Origin of the sequence: Streptomyces triticagri (assembly GCF_003429565.1) — a bacterium.
GTDB lineage: Bacteria > Actinomycetota > Actinomycetes > Streptomycetales > Streptomycetaceae > Streptomyces > Streptomyces triticagri.
Genome location: NZ_QUAK01000232.1, coordinates 1 through 16,612 on the forward strand (window position 1 = coordinate 1; position 16,612 = coordinate 16,612).

At 70.5% G+C, this 16,612-nt stretch carries 21 protein-coding genes and 1 pseudogene; 6 read left to right on the plus strand and 16 right to left on the minus strand.

Going from position 1 to position 16,612, the window contains the following annotated elements:
* From DY218_RS30875 to DY218_RS30885, 3 genes are all read left to right on the plus strand, one after another.
* Positions 1-370, plus strand: a 370-nt coding sequence (locus DY218_RS30875; RefSeq protein ID WP_199566907.1) for a PDGLE domain-containing protein, incomplete at its 5' end; no start/stop codon positions are given.
* A gap of 3 nt (positions 371-373) precedes the next feature.
* The gene (gene cbiQ, locus DY218_RS30880) at positions 374-1,129 is read left to right on the plus strand and encodes a cobalt ECF transporter T component CbiQ (RefSeq protein WP_128559474.1); all 756 of its coding nucleotides are present in this window, start codon (positions 374-376) and stop codon (positions 1,127-1,129) included.
* Positions 1,117-1,905: an energy-coupling factor ABC transporter ATP-binding protein gene (locus DY218_RS30885; RefSeq protein WP_128559475.1), complete on the plus strand. Its 789-nt coding sequence runs from the start codon at positions 1,117-1,119 to the stop codon at positions 1,903-1,905. The genes cbiQ and DY218_RS30885 overlap by 13 nt, the downstream gene beginning before the upstream one ends.
* A 14-nt stretch (positions 1,906-1,919) precedes the next feature.
* On the opposite strand, the gene DY218_RS30890 is transcribed toward DY218_RS30885, so the two are convergent.
* From DY218_RS30890 to DY218_RS30960, 16 genes are all read right to left on the minus strand, one after another.
* Positions 1,920-2,564 (minus strand): hypothetical protein, encoded by a 645-nt coding sequence (locus tag DY218_RS30890; protein ID WP_128559476.1) that lies wholly within the window; start codon positions 2,562-2,564, stop codon positions 1,920-1,922.
* 75 nt (positions 2,565-2,639) lie between these two features.
* A complete protein-coding gene (locus DY218_RS30895) occupies positions 2,640-3,905 on the minus strand; it encodes a sensor histidine kinase (RefSeq protein ID WP_128559477.1) in 1,266 nt (421 codons plus the stop codon).
* Between the two features lie 49 nt (positions 3,906-3,954).
* On the minus strand, positions 3,955-4,713 hold the full coding sequence (locus tag DY218_RS30900) for an AfsR/SARP family transcriptional regulator (RefSeq protein WP_128559478.1): 759 nt from the start codon (positions 4,711-4,713) through the stop codon (positions 3,955-3,957).
* 488 nt (positions 4,714-5,201) lie between these two features.
* The gene (locus DY218_RS30905; RefSeq protein WP_128559479.1) at positions 5,202-5,552 is read right to left on the minus strand and encodes an antibiotic biosynthesis monooxygenase family protein; all 351 of its coding nucleotides are present in this window, start codon (positions 5,550-5,552) and stop codon (positions 5,202-5,204) included.
* Positions 5,549-6,421 (minus strand): alpha/beta fold hydrolase, encoded by an 873-nt coding sequence (locus DY218_RS30910; protein ID WP_128559480.1) that lies wholly within the window; start codon positions 6,419-6,421, stop codon positions 5,549-5,551. The genes DY218_RS30905 and DY218_RS30910 overlap by 4 nt, the downstream gene beginning before the upstream one ends.
* 26 nt (positions 6,422-6,447) lie before the next feature.
* Positions 6,448-7,212, minus strand: coding sequence for a hypothetical protein (locus DY218_RS30915; RefSeq protein ID WP_128559481.1), 765 nt, complete (start codon positions 7,210-7,212; stop codon positions 6,448-6,450).
* Complete coding sequence (locus DY218_RS30920; RefSeq protein WP_158574169.1) at positions 7,209-8,339, minus strand: methyltransferase; 1,131 nt, start codon at positions 8,337-8,339, stop codon at positions 7,209-7,211. Before DY218_RS30920 ends, DY218_RS30915 begins: the two co-directional genes overlap by 4 nt.
* Positions 8,340-8,418: 79 nt before the next feature.
* Entirely contained in the window at positions 8,419-8,940 is a 522-nt protein-coding gene (locus DY218_RS30925) for a hypothetical protein (protein ID WP_128559483.1), read from the minus strand.
* Positions 8,940-10,181 carry a beta-ketoacyl synthase N-terminal-like domain-containing protein gene (locus DY218_RS30930; protein ID WP_128559484.1) on the minus strand — a complete coding sequence of 414 codons (1,242 nt, stop codon included), beginning with the start codon at positions 10,179-10,181 and terminating at the stop codon, positions 8,940-8,942. The genes DY218_RS30925 and DY218_RS30930 overlap by 1 nt, the downstream gene beginning before the upstream one ends.
* Positions 10,178-11,470, minus strand: a complete 1,293-nt coding sequence (locus DY218_RS30935; protein ID WP_128559485.1) for a beta-ketoacyl-[acyl-carrier-protein] synthase family protein — start codon at positions 11,468-11,470, stop codon at positions 10,178-10,180. The genes DY218_RS30930 and DY218_RS30935 overlap by 4 nt, the downstream gene beginning before the upstream one ends.
* Entirely contained in the window at positions 11,467-11,940 is a 474-nt protein-coding gene (locus DY218_RS30940) for a cupin domain-containing protein (RefSeq protein ID WP_128559486.1), read from the minus strand. The genes DY218_RS30935 and DY218_RS30940 overlap by 4 nt, the downstream gene beginning before the upstream one ends.
* Before the next feature lies 1 nt (position 11,941).
* Positions 11,942-12,409, minus strand: a complete 468-nt coding sequence (locus tag DY218_RS35495; RefSeq protein ID WP_233521985.1) for an SRPBCC family protein — start codon at positions 12,407-12,409, stop codon at positions 11,942-11,944.
* A complete protein-coding gene (locus DY218_RS35500; protein WP_233521986.1) occupies positions 12,406-12,663 on the minus strand; it encodes an acyl carrier protein in 258 nt (85 codons plus the stop codon). Before DY218_RS35500 ends, DY218_RS35495 begins: the two co-directional genes overlap by 4 nt.
* 72 nt (positions 12,664-12,735) lie before the next feature.
* On the minus strand, positions 12,736-13,050 hold the full coding sequence (locus tag DY218_RS30950) for a TcmI family type II polyketide cyclase (RefSeq protein ID WP_199566908.1): 315 nt from the start codon (positions 13,048-13,050) through the stop codon (positions 12,736-12,738).
* A gap of 284 nt (positions 13,051-13,334) precedes the next feature.
* The gene (locus tag DY218_RS30955) at positions 13,335-13,724 is read right to left on the minus strand and encodes a recombinase family protein (RefSeq protein WP_233521987.1); all 390 of its coding nucleotides are present in this window, start codon (positions 13,722-13,724) and stop codon (positions 13,335-13,337) included.
* A 78-nt stretch (positions 13,725-13,802) separates the two neighbouring features.
* Entirely contained in the window at positions 13,803-14,246 is a 444-nt protein-coding gene (locus tag DY218_RS30960) for an ATP-binding protein (RefSeq protein ID WP_267899395.1), read from the minus strand.
* Between the two features lie 279 nt (positions 14,247-14,525).
* On the opposite strand from DY218_RS30960, the gene DY218_RS30965 reads away from it, so the two are divergent.
* From DY218_RS30965 to DY218_RS30975, 3 genes and pseudogenes are all read left to right on the plus strand, one after another.
* Positions 14,526-15,398 carry a helix-turn-helix domain-containing protein gene (locus DY218_RS30965; protein WP_199566909.1) on the plus strand — a complete coding sequence of 291 codons (873 nt, stop codon included), beginning with the start codon at positions 14,526-14,528 and terminating at the stop codon, positions 15,396-15,398.
* Positions 15,395-15,643, plus strand: a pseudogene (locus DY218_RS30970) (DUF397 domain-containing protein); the annotation flags it as partial. The gene DY218_RS30965 and the pseudogene DY218_RS30970, both read left to right, overlap by 4 nt.
* An 86-nt stretch (positions 15,644-15,729) precedes the next feature.
* Entirely contained in the window at positions 15,730-16,536 is an 807-nt protein-coding gene (locus DY218_RS30975; RefSeq protein WP_128559489.1) for an SAM-dependent methyltransferase, read from the plus strand.
* Positions 16,537-16,612: the final 76 nt, after the last annotated feature.

The following is a 16,612-nucleotide window of genomic DNA, read 5'->3' on the forward strand; positions in this document are numbered from 1 at the left end:
GCCCGAGCCCGCGGCGGCCGCCGCGCGCCGGCCCACCCGGCGCCTGTGGGCCGCGGGCCTGGTCAGCGCCCTCGTCCTCGCGGGCTTCGTCTCCTTCTACGCCTCCGCCGACCCGGACGGCCTCGAGAAGGTCGCGTCCGACCAGGGCATCGACAAGGAAGCCGAGGAGCATGCGGCCAAGGACTCCCCGCTGGCCGACTACGGCATCAAGGACATGACCGACGCCCGCCTCTCCGGTGGACTGGCCGGTGCCATCGGCGTCGGTGCCACCCTCGCCGTCGGCAGCGGTGCCTTCTACGTGATCACCCGACGACGCCGCAGGGCGGACGAGGAGCCCGCAGCCGTCGCAGGCACCGACGAGCAGGTCTGATCCGTGGGACACGCGCACAGGCTCTACCGGCACGGTGAATCGCCGGTCCACCGGCTGCCGCCGCACTGCAAACTGCTTGCCGCCTTCGCCTTCGTCGTGGTCGTCGTCAGCACACCGCGGGAAGCCGTCTGGGCCTTCGTCCTGTACGCGCTGCTGCTCGCGGGTGCCGCCGGCCTCGCCCGACTCCCGGCCCGCTTCGTCCTGAAGCGCCTGGTGATCGAGGTGCCGTTCGTCGCGTTCGCGCTGCTCATGCCGTTCGTCGTCCCCGGCGAGCAGACGGAGGTGCTCGGCCTCACGGTCAGCGTCCCCGGTCTCTGGGGCGCCTGGAACGTGCTGGCGAAGGGCACCCTCGGCGTCGGTGCCTCGGTGCTCCTGGCCGCCACCACCGAGCTGCGTGCGCTGCTGCGCGGCCTCCAACGCCTCAAGCTGCCGCCGCTGTTGGTGCAGATCGCCTCCTTCATGGTCCGGTACGGGGATGTGGTCACCGACGAGATGCGCCGTATGTCCATCGCCCGCCGCTCACGTGGATTCGAGGCGCGCGGGGTACGGCAGTGGGGTGTTCTCGCCAAGTCTGCGGGCGCCCTGTTCATCCGGTCCTACGAGCGCGGCGAACGCGTTCATCTCGCCATGGTCAGCCGCGGCTACACCGGCTCCATGCCGGTCATCGACGAGGTGACGGCTTCGCGCGCGCAGTGGGCGTACGCCGCGGCGCTCCCCCTGCTCGCCCTCGTCGTGTGTCTGGTGGGATGGACCCTGTGAACCGACCCTCCGCCGACCCCGCGCGGAACCCGCCGCCGTCCCTGGAGGTCAGCGGCCTCGCCTACGCCTATCCGGACGGCCACCAGGCGCTCTTCGGCGTCGACCTGACCGTCGGACGCGGCGAACGCGTCGCTCTGCTCGGCCCCAACGGCGCCGGCAAGACCACTCTCGTCCTCCATCTCAACGGCATCCTCGACGCGGGCGCCGGCACCGTCCGCGTCGCCGGACTCCCCGTGGAGAAGCGGAACCTGGGCGAGATCCGCCGCCGCGTCGGCATCGTGTTCCAGGACCCGGACGACCAGCTGTTCATGCCCACCGTCCGCGAGGACGTCGCCTTCGGCCCCGCCGCCGGCGGACTGCGCGGCACCGAGCTCGACGAGCGGGTCACCGAGGCCCTCGAGCAGGTCGGCATGGCGGGATACGGTGACCGGCCTCCGCATCATCTCTCCTTCGGGCAGCGCCGCCGCGTCGCCGTGGCCACCGTCCTCGCCATGCGCCCGGAGATCCTCGTCCTGGACGAGCCCTCGTCCAACCTGGACCCGGCATCCCGCCGTGAACTCGCCGACATCCTGCGCTCCTTGGACGTCACCGTGCTGATGGTCACGCACGACCTGCCGTACGCCCTGGAGCTCTGCGGCCGCGCGGTCATCCTCAGCGACGGCGTCATCGCCGCCGACGACCGCACCCAGAGCCTGCTGTGCGACGAGGAGTTGATGCGCACCCACCGCCTCGAGCTCCCCTTCGGATTCGACCCGCGCTCCGTGAAAGTGACGTGACTGGCGAGAGAACTTCACCCGGTACCGATCCGCGTCTCTCCCCGCCCCGGTGGCACGAGCGCAAGCACGGCGCACAGCAGGGCACCCGGCACGCACACCAGCCAGACCCATGAGAACTCCGCCTCGCCCAGGACCACTTGGATCGCGGGGAAGTACCCGAAGCCCCAGAGGCCCATCCACGCACCGAAGCGCAGGAGGGGCCGGTGGGCGAGCAGTCGGCCGGGCAGCAGCACACAGGCGAGCGCGAGCCCCGATCCGGCCCAGCCCGGAAGCGCCGCAAGCACCAGCGCCCCGTCGGAGTGCGGCGACACATGACACGTCTTCCCCCGCACCGTGAACCGCATCAGCTTGCCGCGCCAGGTCACCATCTCCGCATACGAACCGCGCCGGGCATCCTCGTAGCAGTCCGCCCCATTGCCGCCCTCGGTCTGATACCGCCGCTCCGCCCCCGACGCCCACCGAAGCTTGACGTACCGCGACCCCATATCGGTGTATTTCTCGACCACCCGCCCACCACCACGCCGCAGACAGTCGCTCTGCGAGGGCACCTGCGCCGCGCGCCCGGGGCAGAACCGCGCCTGCTCGTAGTGCGCACGCTCGTCGTAGGGCCCTTCGGCCAGCGCGACCCCGCCCCACAGGAGCGCGGCACCCAGCCCCACCCCCACCAGCCTCCCGACCCAACTCACGGCAGTCCCCTGCCCGTTGAGCCCCGCACGCACACCGCCGGACGGACGTCACCGCGACTTCGCCCGGCCGGGCCTGTCACCCTCGGGCGCCGGCAGGTCGGCGACGACCTCGAAGCCGCCCTCGGGCAGAGGGCCGGCGGTCAGGTGTCCGCCGATCGCCTCGGCCCGCTCGGTCATGCCCAGGATGCCGTACGAGTCGGCCCTCTCCGGGACGTCCGCGGAGCTGCCGGTGCCGCCCTCGCCCGCCCGCTCGCCCTCGCCGTTGCGCACCGTGAGGCGCAGTGCGTCGGGCAGGTACGCGAGGGTGACGCGAGCGGGGGCGCCGGCGGCATGGCGGGCCACATTGGTGAGCGACTCCTGCACGATCCGGTAGGCGGTCACGTCCACCGCGTGCGCGAGATCGCGTGGTGCCCCGGTGGTGTGCAGGGTGACGTCGACTCCGGCTGCCCGTGCCGATTCCACCAGGCCGTCCGGGCGGGCCAGGCTCGGCAGGACGCTCGGCTCGTCGGCCGGATCCGCCGCGGCACCGTGTCCCCGGAGCACGTCGAGGGTCGCGCGCAGCTCGCTCATCGCCGTACGGGACGTCTCCGCGATGGTGCGCATCGCGGAGGACAGTGCGCCGGGCGGTGGTTCGGCGGACGACTCGTCGAGGTGGGAGACGACGGAGGACTGGGCGTTGATGACCGCCATGTTGTGCGCCAGGACATCGTGCAGGTCGCGGGCGATCCGCAGCCGCTCCTCGGCGATCTGCCGCCGCGCCTCCGCGGCACGCTGCGCCGTCTCCGCGCGGCGGAGCGCCGACTCGGCCTCCCGCTCCCGCTCGGCCCGCACGGCCCGGTCCGCGGTCGCGGCGTGGACCACGGACCGGGCACGGGTGACTTCGCCGAGCGCGACGGCGAAGGCGATCCAGCCGATGACGCCGAAGGCCTCCACCGGGCTGTCCACGCCGGAGACCGCCATCCCCAGGGCGGTCACCGCCACGGTGCCGGCGGCGACCACGAGGGATCTGGTGCGGGACCCGGCGGCCGCCACCGTGTACAGCACCACGACCAGGGGCAACAGCACTGCTTCGTGCGGGTAGTTGAGCAGATGGTACGCGCCGGACGCGGCCAGGCAGACGGCCAGTGCGCCGAGCGGCCACCGGTGCCGTACGAGCAGGGGCGCCACGATCAGCAGGACGAGGGCGACGGTGCCGGCCTCCAATGCCTCCTGCTGGAGCGCCAGGCCCAGCCAGGCGAAGCACAGCAGTCCGACGGCGAGCAGCACATCCGATCGCCGGCCGTACCAGGCGGTGCGTGGCTGTCCTCCGGTCACCGTGGGACCCTCCGGCCGTGCCCCGGGAGCGTCCCCGCGGGTGTGGTTCTCACAGTTCGTCACGCAGTAGCGCCTGGTGCACCGCACGCAGCTGCGATCCGGGCTCGACGCCCAGTGTGTCCGCGAGTTGGGTGCGCAGTGATGCGTAGTAGTCCAGGGCCTCCGCCTCACGTCCCGCCATCGCAAGGGCACGCATCAGTACCGCGGCGAGCGGCTCGGCGACGGGGTGGTCCCAGAGCAGTTCGCGGAGCGGGGCGATGACGTCCAGGGGGCGGCCGAGGCGCAGTTCGAGCGCGGCCCACCGGGTGGCGGCGTCGAGCCGCTCGTGCTCCCAGCTGCCCCGGGCTCGCGCGACCCACTGGCCGGGCAGGCCGGCGAGCGGCGTCTCCGACCAGGTGTCGAGCGCCTCGCGCAGCAGCTTCGCCCGGTCGACTTCGGATGATTCCTCCACCCTGGCCCGTGCGACGAGCTGCCGGAAGCGGTGCAGGTCGATCAGCTCCGCCTCCATGTCGAGCAGATAGCCGTCGGCCCGGCGCAGCACCTGCACGCCCTCGACCTCCGGTGCGCCTGCGGCAGACTGCCGCGACCCCAGCAGGCGGCGCAGCCTGCTGATGTACGTGTACAGGGCGTCCCTGGCCTTCGCCGGCGGCTGTTCGCCCCACACGCGGTCGATCAGCGCCTCCGCGCTCACCGGACGGCTTGCATTGGCGGCAAGGACCGCGAGGACGATCCGCTGCTGGATCGGGCCGACGTCGACGGTTTTATCGCAGTCCCAAATCTCGACCGGACCTAATACTCGGACCTCCATGATGATTCCCCCCGTAGAATCGCATTCCCAGAAACGGTGCGTGAACCTCGTAACGCCGCCGGCGCCGGTGCACGTCGACCGCGAGGCATTGATTGCCTCCGACGCAGAACGGGATCACTCACTCCCGGATCCCATTCCCCGCAATCCGTGATCCCGATTCAGGGTACCCGACCGGCATCCCCGAGGGCGAGCGAATCTGGGTGATCGTTCAACGGGCAACCCGGAAATCTTGGGTTGCTTCCTGGATGGAACCTCGAAGCACCGCGCGACCTGCGGTGACTGACTTTGGTCGGCCCGCGCACCGAGTCGGTGAAATCGTTTGCGCGCCGATATTTTCGCGGACGGTCGCGCCGCACACGGTTCGGAGATTCGATTCACTGTTGAATTGCCTGCCCCTCGGCGAGCGAGGAACAGGCAATTCGGCGTGAGTTACTTGTCGGTTTCCGGCACGAACCGCTGACGGGTTTGTGACGTCGGTTACCTGCCGGTTACTTGGGGGCCGTCTCCTCGCGGACCACGAACCGCAACGAATGCGCGCGGTCGATGCATTCCCGCATGGGCTTGATCAGCGTCCGGTGTTCGGTGCTGGCCTCCCAGTCGAGAAATCGGTCGAGGCTGTCCCACTCGCTGGTGATCATCCAGTTGTCCGGGTCGGTCGGCGACTGGCACACCTGGTCCATGAGATGACCGGGCACGTTCTCGGCGACCTGGTGACGTACGTCCTCGTACGCCGCGAGGAAGCGGTCGACGGAGCGTGGTTTGAGCCGGATCAGGAAGACGATGCGGCCCTTCGGCGCCAGACGGGTGTGGGTGTCCTGGGGTTCGGCCACGGTGCTCATGCCGCCGACACCTCCACGCGCGGGTCGCTCTGCCTGGTCAGGAAGTGCGCGACGCCGCTGGCGAGTCCGGGCGGATCCATCAGCGGAAGCGCATGCTCGGCGGCGTCCAGGACGAGGAGCCGGGTCTGGGGTATCCACTCGCTCAGCACGCTGTGCACCATCTGCGCCCGCTGCGGACTGTGCGCGCCGAGGACCGACAGGACGGGCCGGTGGATCCGCGCCGCGTCGGCCGCGGTGAAGTTCCAGGCGAACGCGGCCGGCATCTCGATCTGCAGGAAGGTGTCGGCGTCCCGTACGGCCTGGTCCATCTCGCCGCTCGCGGTGAGGAAGTCGAGCACTCCGCGGAACGCGTCACCGGCACGGGATTCGAGGAACGCCATCAGCGCGGCCCGCTTGTCGCCGGTACGTGCGACCTCGAGCACCTTGTCGAACGCGGCGGTGAACTGCTGCTGCGACTGCTTGGCCCCCGGATCGCCCTGTGCCTTCGCCTTGGCGATCTGTCCCATCAGGGCCGGCTCGAGCAGGGTGAGGCTGCGGACCGACTCCGGTTCGGCCAGCACCGTCTGCAGTGCGATCGCGCCACCGAGGGAGTGGCCGATCAGGTGGGCCGGGCCGAGGCCGAGGTGGCGCAGCAGGGCCGCGCAGTCCGCCGCCTGCTCCTCGATGCTGGTCGGAGCATTGGTGCGGGTGCTGCCTGCGAATCCACGGCGGTGGTAGTTCACCACCTGGTAGTGGTCGGTCAGGGCCGGCTGGTCGACCAGCGGCTTGTTCTCGTCGGCCAGCAGGCCGCCGTGCAGCAGGATCACCGGCTCGCCCGAGCCGCGCGTCTCGTACTCCAGGGTGACGCCGTTCACGACTGCTTCCTTCATGTCTGCTCCTTCGCTCTCTCGCTCGATCACCGGTCTGCGGACGCGTCGCGCTCGAGGACCAACGTGCCGGAGTACGTTCCTTCGCCGAAGAACGGCGGTGTGACCTTGAGGTCGAAACGCAGGCGCCCCGAAGCCCCCCGGTAGATGCCGGTGCTGCGGTCGCCGTCCACCCACAGGTCCGCGCTGAGGGTGTCGCGCGAGCCCTTCTCCAGGAAGTTCAGGCGCAGTTCGCCGTCCGCGGTGTCGACGACGAGGTGGCCGGGCATCCGGTAGTTCGGCGCCTCGATCTCGAACTCGCCGGTGGCGCCGCTGAAGATGCCGGTGCTGCGTTCGGGGTCGACGCGCAGCATCGACTCCATGTAGTGCACCTTCTTGAAGATCGGCTTGCCGTTCTCCGTGCCGGGCGGGCCGCCGGCACCGGGAGGACCGTGGTGACCGCCGGGACCTCCGGGCCCGGGAGGCCCGCCGGCTCCGGGAGGACCGGCCGACTTCTCCGCGAAGGGGTCACGTCCGTCCCGGAAGGGGTGCTCCGCCGGGCGCGGCGGGAGTGGCGTGACGATCTGCTGCCGCAGCACGAAGGTCAGGGTGCCGTGCGGCACTTCCATGACGCACTCGCGGTCCTCCGGCACGGTGCTGCCGAACCGGTAGCCCTGGTACAGGCCCGAGATCCCCCCGCTGAAGATCCCGCTGGATCCCTCGCGACAGGCGATGGTCCTGATCTCTCCGCTGACCGGGACGGTGTGCAGGGTCGGTGCAGAGCCGGCCACGGATCGTTCCTGGACTGTGGTCACGAGGTACCTCCATCTGTTGGTGTCTGTACGGCAGTTGGTACGGCGGTCGGGGTGTGCGCAGAGGCCGGCCGGGCTTCGATGACGGAGAGCGGGGGCTCGGTCTCGGTGATGGCGGCCACGGCGAAGCCGGCCCGCTCGAGTACGTGCGCCCACTGCGCCTCGGTGCGTTCCAGGCCGGTCGTCAGGGTGAGCATCTCGAGGTCGATGAGCTTGCCGACGTCGAAGGCGTTGCCGGGCTGCACGACGGACTCCATGATCAGCAGCCGGGCGTCCGTCCGGTCGCCCATCGCGGTCCGTACGTTGCGCAGGATCGCGACGCATTCGTCGTCGCTCCAGTCGTGCAGGCAGGTGCGCAGCACGTACGCGTCCGCGTGCGCTTCCGGTGGAATCGGCCCGAAGAAGTCGCCGGCGACATAGGACATCCGGGCGCGCACCTCGGGGCCGACGGGCGCCCGCTGCGCGCTCTCCACCACGGGCGCGCGGTCCAGGAGTACGCCTCGTACCTCCGGGTTCGCCCGCAGGATCGCGGCCAGCAAGTGGCCCTGGCCGCCTCCGAGATCGGTGATCACCGGGTGCCGGGAGAAGTCGTGGTCGGCGACGATGGCGTCGGCGGACTGCTCGGTGAACGAGGTCATCGCCCGGTTGAAGATCTCCTCCTCGCGCGGGTGCTCGGCGAGGTGGTCGAAGATGCGCTGCCCGAAGACGTGGTCGAAGGCCGGCTCGCCCGTGCGTACGGTGTGCAGCAGCTTGCCGTAGGGCCGCCAGGTGAAGTCGGCGCCCTCCATCCTCGCCATGTGCCGGACGCTGCCGGGCACGTCCGTGCGCAGGTAGTCGGACATGGGGGTGTTGACGATCCGTCCGTCCGGCAGCTCGGCGAAGACGCCGTAGGACGCGATCGCACGGAGCACCCGGTGCAGCGGCTGCGTTCGGCAGCCGGCCTTCGCCGCCAGGTCGTCGACCGTCTGCGGGCCGTCGGACACCAGGTCCGCGATGCCGAGCTCGGCGGCCACGTGCACCGCCTGTGAGATCCATTTGGCGGTGACCAGGAGCAACATGCCGACGGGTGGTGGGAGTTGAGCCGGGTCGGGCGGGTCCGCCGGGTCGATCCCGGGAAGCGTGTCGGTCATGCAGGACTCCGTGGGTTGTCGGGTGGCAACAAGTCGTCGAGTGGCGGCAAGTCGTCGGGCGGCGAGTCGTGGGGCGGCATCAGAGGTTCGCGGGCGGAGCGATGAAGGACCGGACCGTTCCGGGCAGGTCCGCATCCGCCGGCACGGTGACGCCGCGGCACTGTTCGTCGATCAGGAGCGCGGCCGGCTCGTCGTCCCGTGCGGTGAAACCGAAACGGTCGGTCAGCTCGCCGGACCAGTCCAGGCCCATCACGAGCAGGTCGTCGGCGTCGGCGGCGGGCAGGCCGCGGCCGGTCCGCTGCTCGCGCAGAGCGGTGAGCTGGCCGCGCATCCCGCGTTTGATGTCCACCGCGGCCAGTCGCCTGAACGCCCTTGGTACGCCCTTGAGATGGGCGACCTGGATGACGGTGACGTCGGCCGTGTCCGCGGCACCGTGGATCCGGCCGGCGACCGCCGGCACCTGCTTGGCGTTGCGCTGGTTGCCGAGTACCAGGACGGCGCGGCGGCCGCGATAGTCGGCGAAGGTGAGCGTCCCGCCGTCGTGGCCGGGCAGTGTCACATCGGACAGATCGATGGGCTGACGGGTGGGCTGACGATTCATCAGGAGGCTCCCGGGAGGGTGCGCAGGATCAGCGAGCTGTTGAATCCCCCGAAGCCGCGGGCGTTCACCATGGCGACGCGCACCGGCATCGGGCGCGGACGGCCGGTCACCAGGTCCAGCCGCAGGCCTTCGGCCGGGGTATCGAGGTTGCCGACGGCGGGCACGAGGCTGTGCCGCATCGCCATCAGCGTGGTGGCGACATTGAGAGCGGCGCCTCCGGAGCCGAGCCGTCCGGTGAAGCCCTGCGGTGCGGTCACCGGTACGGTCGCGCCGCGCTCGCCGAGAGCCAGGTGGATGGCCTCGGCCTCGGCACGGTCCAGGGCGGGGTCGCCTGCCCCGTCGGCGACCACCAGGTCCACGTCGTCCGGGGTCAGGCCGGCGTCCTCGAGCGCCACGATCATGGCCCGGGCGTACTGCCGTGGGTCCGGCGACCGGGTGTCGTGGGTGTGGGCGTCGTGCGTCGCCGCATAGCCGGCGACCTCCGCGTACGCCTGGCGCGCGCCGCGGGCTGCTGCCTTCTCCTCGTCCTCCAGGATCAGCAGGGCACCGCCCTCGCCCGGGGCGTACCCGTTCGCCCGTGCGTCGAACGGCTTGTAGCCGCCGCGCGGATCCGGGCTCGTGGTCATCCCGCCGTTGGTGATCTGGCAGGTGAGCGCGTACGGGCAGAGCGGTGCCTCGGTGCCACCGACGACCACCCCCGCTGTGCCGCGGCGGATCGCCCGCCGCGCCGCGCCGATGCTGTCCACACCGCCGGCTCCGTCGCTGACCAGCACCCCGGACCTGCCCTTGGTGCCGTGCCTGATCGAGATCTGGCCGGTGCTCGCCGCGTAGAACCAGGCGATCGACTGATACGCACCGACCGCCCGCCGGCCCCGGCTCCACAGCTCCTGGATCTCGCGCTGCCCGAACTCGACCCCGCCCAGTCCGCTGGCGAGGATCACCGAGGTGTCGTACGGGTCGGTGGCGGACGGGTCGTACGCGGCGTCGGCGAAGGCGAGTCGGGCCGCGCCGAGGGCGAGCCAGGTCCAGCGGTCGGTCTGCACCAGCATCCGGTCGTCGACGAACCGCTCGGGTTCAAAGTTCTCCAACTGCCCGGCGATGCTGGTGGAATAGCCGCTCGGGTCGAACGCGGTGATGGGGCGCACATGCAGATCACCGCGGAGGGTGGACTCCCAGTGCTCCTCGATACCGATGCCGCCGGGGGCGATCGCCCCGATGCCGGTGATGACGGTGCGGGTCATGAGCGCCCACCCGTACTCCGGCCGGGAGCGGCGAGCACGATCGCGGACTGGAACCCGCCGAAGCCGCTGCCGACCGACAGGGCGACGTCGACGTCATGGTCCCGGGCGACCCTGGGCACGTAGTCGAGATCGCATTCGGGGTCACGGGTCTGCCAGTTCGCGGTCGGCGGCACCACACCGTGCTCGATGGCCAGGGCGCACGCGGCGACCTCGATGGAGCCGATCGCGCCGAGCGAGTGGCCGACCATCGACTTGATCGAGCTGACGGGCACGTCGTACGCGTGCGCACCGAGGCTCCGCTTGAACGCAGCGGTCTCGTGCCGGTCGTTCTGGATGGTGCCGGAGCCGTGCGCGTTGACGTAGTCGACCGCGGTCGGATCCAGCAGGGCCTGGTCGAGCGCGTCCGTGACGGCCCGTGCCATCTCCGCGCCGTCCCGCCGGAGACCCGTCATGTGGTACGCGTTGCAGCGGCTTGCGTAGCCCGCGAGCTCGGCGTAGATGCGCGCGCCGCGGCGGCGGGCGTGCTCCCACTCCTCGAGGATCAGGACGGCGGAGCCCTCACCCATCACGAAGCCGTCGCGGGTGGCGTCGAACGGCCGCGAGGCGTGTTCGGGGTCGTCGTTGCGGGCCGTGGTCGCGCGGATCGTGTCGAAGCAGGCCACCGAGATCGGCGAGATCGGCGCATCGGTGGCGCCGGCGATCACGATGTCGGCCTCGCCGTCCTCGATGAGGTGGTGTGCGTGGCCGAGTGCGTCGATGCCTGAGGTGCACCCGGTGGAGATCACCGAGGCCGGTCCCTGGGCGTGGAACCTGCGTGCCACCTCCGTGGCGAGGCTGCTCGGTACGAGCGCCTGGTAGAGGAAGTTGGACGCGTAGGCGGGGTCCACGAGCCAGTGCGCGCCGGCGTCGCTGACCTGCACGTACTCGTCCTCGAGCCGTGTGGTCGCGCCGACCGCGCTGCCCAGGCTGACCGCGAGCCGTTGCGGGTCGAGGGCCGCGTCGTCCACGTCCAGGCCGCCGTCCGCCATCGCCTCCGCGGCGGCGGCCAGGGCGAACTGGGTGAACCGGTCGTTGCGGAAGATCTCCTGGCGGGTGAGCCCGGCCGCGAGCGGATCGAAGTCGCATTCGGCGGACACCTGTGAGCGGAAGTCGCCGGGGTCGAAGAGGGACGTACGCCGGGTGGCGGTGCGCCCGTCCGTGATGAGCTGCCAGAACTCCTTGCGGGTGGCGCCGCCGGGCGCCACCACGCCTATGCCGGTCACCGCGGTCCTGCGGTGCCCGGTGCTCATGTCCGGTCCCCCGGCTGTGCCGCCGCGGACAGCCGTGCCGCTTCGGGCAGCTGTGCCGCTACGGGCAACTGCTCGGTGTCGACGTGGCCGAGGTCCGGCCGGGGTGCGAGCGGCCCGAGGTGGAAGACCAGGAAGGCCTGCTCGGTCCCCTCGTTCACCAGGCGGTGGCGGACACCGAGCGGGATCAGCACTCCTTCGTCGGCACGCAGCCGGCGCGGCTCGCCGTCGAGTTGCAGCACGATCTCGCCCCGGACGCAGAACAGGAACTCCTCCGAATACGGGTGCCAGTGCTCGGTGATGTACTCGCCGGGTTCGAGGGTCGCCGTGCCGAGGAAGCCGGAGGTGGCGCCGACGGTGGCCGGCGACAGCAGGGTGCGTACGTCCCCGCCGCGCCGGCGGTTCGCGGGCACGTCGGACCGATGGACGGTACGGATCGGAGTGGCGGCCGGGGCCGCGTGCTGGACCGTCATGTCAGCTCCTGACCGCTTCGGCCGCAGCGCGTTCGAGCTTGCCGCGGATGATGTCCATCTGGATCCTGGTGTTGGCGTTGATCCGCTCGGTCATGCCGGCGTCGTCGATCGGCGCGTCCGGCCGCATCGCGAACTCCTGGGTCCAGCGCATGCGCGTCCCGTCGCCCTCCGCGGCGTAGGTCCACTCGATGTTCATGTACTGGAAGGGCCCGGGCTCGACCCGGACGGCCGTCACCCGGCGCTGCTCCGCGTCGACCGTGCGCTCGGACACCCAGCTCCAGACGGTCCCGTTCTCGTCGGGGTGCATGGTGAGCCGGAACCGGACCGTGCGGCCGCGGCGCTCGAGGATCTCCGCCGACGCGTACTCGGTGAACAGATCAGGCCAGTTGGCGACGTCGTTCGTCCGCTCCCACACCAGGTCGGGATCGGCCTTGATGAATACGGAATTCTCCGTGCGGCCGACGCTCACTGCACGGCTCCCTTCGCGAGACTGTCGTTGACCAGCGTCACGATGTCGCCGAATGTGTGGTCGTCGGGCCGGCCCGGGAGTTCGACGCCGTAGCGGGATATCAGTTCGACCTCGAGCGACAGAAAAGCCAGTGAGTCGAGGCCGATGTCGGCCATCTTGAACCCGGTGATGCCGGTACGCGCAGTCTCCGGGAGACCCGCCTTTTCGACGAGGATGTCCATGAGGGTCGTCATCGAGAATTCGGAGTCGGTCATGTCCTCTGTTCCTTTCGCGATTCATCCGTGAAGGACACCCGGCGCATGCGCCGGTTCGTTGCGGTGGAACGCTCAGTCCCTGACGTGCCAGTGGTAGAAGCGGCTGGCCATCGCGTCCGCCGGTGAGCTCCAGTCCGGGCTGTACGGCGTGATGAACGGGTCGAGCCGCCGGCTGATGTCCGTGAATCCGGACTGCTGTTGGGCGATTTTCATCGCGTCGCGCGCATCGTGCTCGAAATCCACGATGTGGACGTACAGATCATTGAGTGCGAAAAGGCTGCGCTCGCGGACGCCGATGTCTTTCGGCAGCGAGGTCGCGTCCGAATCGGCGAAAACTCCGGCCACCGATTCCTCCGCGCCCGGCTTGATCTTGGCGACGATGACCACGCGATTCCCCGGCCGTTGTCCCGGGGGTTGTCGAGGGGGTATTCCGTTCACCTGGCACCTCCGTGCGGGAGCGTCTTGGACCGCTTTCGAATATGGGCGACGCACCTTGGCGGAATCTGGCCCAGAGCTGACACAGCAGGTTGCGCGTCGTGACGGCCGCACGCGCCGGTGCCGGCACACGAAAAAACCGGGGAGGCTCAGCGCCTCCCCGGCTCGTCCCGTACGTCCTCTTCAGCCGGCCCCGGACCGGCGGTCACGGACCGGCGGTCACCGACCGCCCGGACTCACCCCGCCTCCGCCCCCTTCGACGACAGCGGGGCCCACGTGTACCGCACCCGCACCCCGTGGTCCTGCAGCCAGGCCGCCTCGCGGTGGCGGAGTTCGCGGGCGGACTCCGGGGCGATGGCGGTCGGCCAGCGGACGAGGACCGCCCCGACGTCGCCGGCCCGGGCCAGCTGTCTGACCCGTCGCCATCCGCTGCGCTGCACGGGGTCGGGCTCGCCGTAGGTGTCGGTGACGACCTCGGCGATCGTCAGCCCGCGCTCCTCGGCGAAGGCCCGGCCCTCTGTCTGTGCGCTCTGTGTGGCCGTACCCGCCGAGCGCGCGGCACGGTCGGCGCATACGTACAACACGACGGGAGAAGTGGCTTCACCTTGCGAGGTCAGGGGAGTCATGGGCGCCTTCTGTAGCCGGGTCGAGGAGGGTTCCGCGCCGCGCGAAGGGGACACGGCGGGATGGGGAATCGAGGGACGTCAGGGGCCGGCGGTCGTCAACTCGGCCCAGACGACCTTGCCTTCGGACCGTGTCGAGCGTGCACAGCCCCAGCCGTCCGCGAGTTGCTCCACGAGGAACAGCCCTCGGCCGTTCTCGTCGCCCGGGCCGGCGCGGCGGGTGGGCGGGGCGAGAGGGGCACGGCCGTCGTCGTGCAGTTCGATGCGCAGCCGCCGCGCGTCGCCGGTCAGCGTGAGACCGCACAGGACTTGACCCCGTTCGGCGTGCAGCAGAGCGTTGGTGGTGAGCTCGGAGACCAGGAGCACCGCATCGGAACTGGTCTCGCCGGGCACCTGCCAGGCGCGGAGCAGTTCGCGCACGGTGTCGCGGGCGGATCTCGCGCTGGTGGCCAGGGCGGGCAGGCCGAACCAGTGCTCGCGACGCGGCCCGGCACCGGCTCCGGTACTGGCACCGGTGCGGGACAGGGCACGTCTCGGGGAGACGTCGCCTAAGTCGGGGGTCGGCGCCGGGGCCGAGGGCGGGGGCAGAGTCACGGGTGTCGCCTTCCAGTGCCTTGCGGGGCGGTCCGGCACGGTGTGGGGATACGGGGTGCTCCTCTCACATCACAACTATGCGCGTGATCCCACTCACCCTGCAACCGACTCCCTGATAATTTCAGAAAGCCGGCTATCAGCCTGGCGCCAACATCAAGTCGCTGTAAGAATGGCGGTGTTGATGGACCCTCAGGAGGTTTGGCAGGAGGTATGGGCGTGAGCGAAGCCCGTCCCAGCACCAGCGCACCGACCGTGCTGCGCATGATCCTCGGCCGCCGGCTGCAGGACATGCGTGTCGCCGCCGGTGCCTCGCTGGAGGACGCGGCGAAGGCTCTGCGGGTGAAGACGCTGACGATCCGCCGGCTCGAGAAGGCCGAGGTCGCGCTGAAGCCGCTCTACGTCGAGAAGCTCCTGGAGACCTTCGGCCCGGACCGCCAGGAGATCATCGAGTTCGTGGAGCTCGCCGAGCAGGCGAACAAGCCGGGCTGGTGGCACTCCTACCGCGACGCCGTCCCCAGCTGGTTCACGGCGTACGTCAGCCTGGAGTCCGGCGCCAAGACCCTCCGTACGTACGAACCCCAGTACGTCACCGGCCTGTTGCAGACCCGGGACTACGCACACGCGGTGCTCCGCGGAGGTCTGCCGAACGGCACCGAGGAGGAGCTGACCCGCCGCGTCGAGGTGCGGCTCGCCCGCCAGAGCCTGCTCGAGCGGGAGGACGCCCCCACGCTGTGGGTGGTCATGGAGGAAGCCGTCCTGCACAAGGCGGTCGGCAGCCCGCAGATCATGCGGGAACAGATCGAGCAGCTCCTGGAGGTCTCCGAGCGCCCGCACATCAGCCTCGACATCGTCCCCTTCGCCGCAGGCGCACACGTGGGTGCGTGCGCGCCGTTCACGTACTTCCGGTTCGAGGAACCCGAACTGCCCGACATCGTCTACAGCGAACTCCTGTCCGCTTCCGTCTACTTGGACCAGCGCGCGGACGTCGTCTCGCATCTCGAGGCGCACTCCCGCATGGCGCTGCTGACATCGTCCGAGGACAGCAGGGCGCTCTTGAACCGCATGCGCAAGGAGTACTCATGACGATCACCGACGAGGGCGTCTACAACGGCATGCCGGCTCGCGACCTCGGGGAGCAGGGCTGGGAGCGCCCCTGGAGCGGCCCGAACGGCGGCCAGTGCGTCGAGACCAAGCAACTCGCCGACGGCCGCGTGGCCGTACGGCAGTCGACCGACCCGTCCGGTCCTGCGCTGATCTACGCGCCGGAGGAGATCGCCGCGTTCGTCCGCGGGGTCAAGGAGGGACTGGCCGACCACCTGGCCGCCGGGGTGCACCGGCGGTGGACGGAAGGGGCGACGACACCGGTCCCGTTCCTGGCCTGCGGGCCGACCGACACCCACCCGAAGGGAAGCAAATGACCACCAGGCAGGCCGGCCGGGATCTCGACACGAGCAAGGCTCACTCGGCCCGGATGTACGACTACTTCCTCGGCGGCAAGGACCACTTCGAGATCGACAAGGAAGCCGCCCTGGTCGCCGCCAAGGCCCACCCGGGCCTGTACATCACGGCCCGGGAGAACCGCGCGTTCATGCACCGCGCCACCCACGCGCTGGCCCAGGAGCACGGCATCCGCCAGTGGCTCGACATCGGCACCGGCATCCCGACCGAGCCCAATCTGCACCAGGTCGCCCAGTCCGTGGTGCCCGAGGCCCGCGTCGTCTACGCGGACAACGACCCGCTGGTCCTGAAGTACGCCGAGCGCCTGATGCGCAGTACGACGCAGGGCCGCACGGCCTATGTGGAGGCCGACGCCAAGGACCCCGATGCGCTGATGAACGCCGTGCAGGACGCGGGAGTCCTGGACTTCGACCAGCCCATCGCGCTGTCCCTGAATGCCCTGATGCACTTCATCACCGACCCGCACGACCCGTATGGCATCGTCGGCCGCCTGCTCGAATCGCTCCCCGCGGGCAGCGCCCTCGCCATGACCCACTGCACGCCCGACTTCGACCCCGAGACCTGGAACAACGTCGCCGAGGTCTACACCAAGTCCGGTTCTCCGGTGCAGTTCCGTACGCAGAGCGACGTCCGCCGCTTCTTCGACGGCCTCGACCTGATCGAGCCCGGCATCATCTGCTGCCACCGCTGGCGCGCGACCGAGGAGACGACCCTCACCGACGCGCAGATCAGCCTGTGGGCGGGGGTGGCCATCAAGCGCTGACGGACGCGACGTCGGCGGCGAGGGCGGCCCGGTCACATGACGCGGTCCGCCCCTTCGGCATGCCCTCATGCGGTGC

Excerpts from the sequence above, each read along its gene's own strand:
- DY218_RS30885 (WP_128559475.1), top strand. The coding sequence starts at position 1,117 with ATGGACCCTGTGAACCGACCCTCCGCCGACCCCGCGCGGAACCCGCCG.
- DY218_RS30900 (WP_128559478.1), bottom strand. The coding sequence starts at position 4,713 with ATGGAGGTCCGAGTATTAGGTCCGGTCGAGATTTGGGACTGCGATAAA.
- DY218_RS30905 (WP_128559479.1), bottom strand. The coding sequence starts at position 5,552 with ATGAGCACCGTGGCCGAACCCCAGGACACCCACACCCGTCTGGCGCCG.
- DY218_RS30910 (WP_128559480.1), bottom strand. The coding sequence starts at position 6,421 with ATGAAGGAAGCAGTCGTGAACGGCGTCACCCTGGAGTACGAGACGCGC.
- DY218_RS30920 (WP_158574169.1), bottom strand. The coding sequence starts at position 8,339 with ATGACCGACACGCTTCCCGGGATCGACCCGGCGGACCCGCCCGACCCG.
- DY218_RS30925 (WP_128559483.1), bottom strand. The coding sequence starts at position 8,940 with ATGAATCGTCAGCCCACCCGTCAGCCCATCGATCTGTCCGATGTGACA.
- DY218_RS30930 (WP_128559484.1), bottom strand. The coding sequence starts at position 10,181 with ATGACCCGCACCGTCATCACCGGCATCGGGGCGATCGCCCCCGGCGGC.
- DY218_RS30935 (WP_128559485.1), bottom strand. The coding sequence starts at position 11,470 with ATGAGCACCGGGCACCGCAGGACCGCGGTGACCGGCATAGGCGTGGTG.
- DY218_RS30940 (WP_128559486.1), bottom strand. The coding sequence starts at position 11,940 with ATGACGGTCCAGCACGCGGCCCCGGCCGCCACTCCGATCCGTACCGTC.
- DY218_RS35500 (WP_233521986.1), bottom strand. The coding sequence starts at position 12,663 with ATGACCGACTCCGAATTCTCGATGACGACCCTCATGGACATCCTCGTC.
- DY218_RS30955 (WP_233521987.1), bottom strand. The coding sequence starts at position 13,724 with ATGACTCCCCTGACCTCGCAAGGTGAAGCCACTTCTCCCGTCGTGTTG.
- DY218_RS30965 (WP_199566909.1), top strand. The coding sequence starts at position 14,526 with ATGGGCGTGAGCGAAGCCCGTCCCAGCACCAGCGCACCGACCGTGCTG.
- DY218_RS30975 (WP_128559489.1), top strand. The coding sequence starts at position 15,730 with ATGACCACCAGGCAGGCCGGCCGGGATCTCGACACGAGCAAGGCTCAC.